2 protein-coding genes are annotated in these 2,206 nt (G+C 54.8%); one reads left to right on the top strand and one right to left on the bottom strand.

Annotation, left to right across the window (positions count from 1 at the left end; all coding sequences use genetic code 11):
- Positions 1-52: 52 nt before the first annotated feature.
- Complete coding sequence (locus ADADOO_RS13055; protein ID WP_511277939.1) at positions 53-199, bottom strand: hypothetical protein; 147 nt, start codon at positions 197-199, stop codon at positions 53-55.
- Here ADADOO_RS13055 and htpG point away from each other — a divergent pair.
- A complete protein-coding gene (gene htpG, locus ADADOO_RS13050; protein WP_511277938.1) occupies positions 198-2,108 on the top strand; it encodes a molecular chaperone HtpG in 1,911 nt (636 codons plus the stop codon). The genes ADADOO_RS13055 and htpG overlap by 2 nt on opposite strands.
- Positions 2,109-2,206: the final 98 nt, after the last annotated feature.

Genomic DNA, 2,206 nt, shown 5'->3' with positions numbered 1-2,206 from the left:
CCAATGATAGTGAGCTTCCGCTCGCGAAAGTAGGTCAACGCCAGACCCCCCATTAAAAAGCCCCGTTAGCAACCGCTAACGGGGCTTTTGACTTTGCAGGGATAAAAACGGAAATCTCCGCTTCTTCCACTTGAATTCGGCTGTCCTGCCCCCAACTCTCAATCCACATTCTTAATGTTTCATTGGGAGTTTCAAGCATGTCCGAGTCTGCAACCGCGAATGCGAATCGCGAAACCCTGGGTTTCCAGGCTGAAGTAAAGCAACTGCTACAACTAATGATCCACTCGTTGTATAGCAACAAGGAGATTTTTCTGCGTGAACTGGTCTCAAACGCTTCCGACGCATGCGACAAGTTGCGTTTTGAGGCGCTGAACAACAGTGCACTTTACGGTGATGATGCCGAATTGAAGATCCGGGTTGCGTTCGACAAGGCGGCGCGTACGATCACCATTTCGGATAACGGCATTGGCTTGTCGCGTGACGAAGCGGTCGAGCATCTCGGCACAATTGCGAAATCCGGCACGAAGGAGTTTTTTTCTGCATTGACCGGTGACCAGGCCAAGGATGCCCACCTGATCGGCCAGTTTGGTGTCGGATTTTACTCATCGTTCATTATTGCCGACAAGGTCACGGTGGTTTCTCGTCGTGCCGGTGTCGAGGCAAACCAGGCTGTTTGCTGGGAATCCGGCGGCGAGGGCGATTACACGGTTGAGATGGTTGAGAAAGCTACGCGCGGTACCGATGTGATCCTGCACCTGCGCGAAGGCGAGGATGAATTCCTCGGCGGCTGGAAGCTGAAGTCGATCATTCGCAAGTACTCTGACCACATCACTTTGCCTATCGTGATGAAAAAAGAGGACTGGAAGGATGGCGAGCAGGTGATGACCGTTGAAGACGAAACGGTCAACCAGGCCAACGCGCTTTGGGTTCGCGCCAAGTCGGATATCACCGACGACCAGTACAAGGAGTTTTACAAACACGTCGCGCATGATTTCGAAGATCCGCTGGCGTGGACGCATGCCCGCGTTGAAGGCAAGCAGGAATATACGCAACTGCTCTATGTCCCGGCCCGCGCGCCATTTGATCTGTGGGACCGCAACGCTCGCCATGGCATCAAGCTTTATGTGCGTCGCGTCTTCATCATGGACGATGCTGAGCAACTGATGCCGCTATACATGCGCTTCGTGCGCGGGGTGGTTGATTCCGCCGATCTGCCGCTTAACGTCTCGCGTGAAATCCTCCAGCAGAGCAAGGATATTGACGGCATCCGCAGCGGCTGTACGCGCAAGGTGCTGAGCATGCTCGATGACATGGCCGAGAACGACAAGGAAAGCTACACCAAGTTCTGGGAAGCCTTCGGCGCCGTGCTCAAGGAGGGTGTCGGCGAGGATTTCGCCAACAAGGAGAAGATTGCCGGTCTGATCCGCTTTGCCTCAACGTATAACGATACGCCAGGGCAAAGCGTTTCGCTGGCCGACTACATCGGCCGCATGAAGGACGGCCAGGAGAAGATTTATTTCGTCACGGCCGATACCTTCAACGCTGCCAAGAACAGCCCGCATCTCGAAATCTTCCGCAAGAAGGGCATCGAAGTGCTGCTGCTCTCCGACCGCGTCGACGAGTGGGTCGTTGGCCACCTGACCGAATTTGACGGAAAACACCTGCAATCCGTCGCCAAGGGCGGCCTGGATTTGGGCAAGCTGGAAGATGAATCCGAGAAGCAGGAAGCAGAGAAGGCGGCCGACGAGTACAAGGAACTGCTCGAGAAGGTGAAGACCTCGCTCGGCGAGAAGGTCAAGGATGTTCGCGTCACCTACCGTTTGACCGATTCGCCGTCCTGCCTGGTGTCTGAGGAGCATGATCCATCTGGCAATCTGGCTCGCCTGATGAAGGCCGCTGGCCAGCCGATGCCAAACTCAAAACCGATCCTCGAAATCAACCCGCAGCATCCGGCGGTGATGCGTTTGAAGTACGAGGAAAGCCGTTTCGATGACTGGGCAGCGCTGCTGTTCGAACAGGCAACGCTGGCCGAAGGCGGTCAGTTGGATGATCCGGCCGGTTTCGTCAAGCGTATCAATGATTTGATGATGGCGCTGTCAAGCAAGTAAGCTGCCGAATTTCCGTCAAGGACTATAGGGTCGCCCTCTTGGGCGGTAATGCCGTTCAGTTAAGGTCTTTTTTCAGGTATTTGACGGCATAGCGTTTT

The sequence above is a fragment of the Azonexus sp. genome, from assembly GCF_036170495.1.
In the GTDB taxonomy this organism is placed as follows: Bacteria; Pseudomonadota; Gammaproteobacteria; order Burkholderiales; family Rhodocyclaceae; genus Azonexus.
Note: the sequence above shows the minus strand (reverse complement) of the source record. Positions and strands in the feature narration are given on the sequence as shown.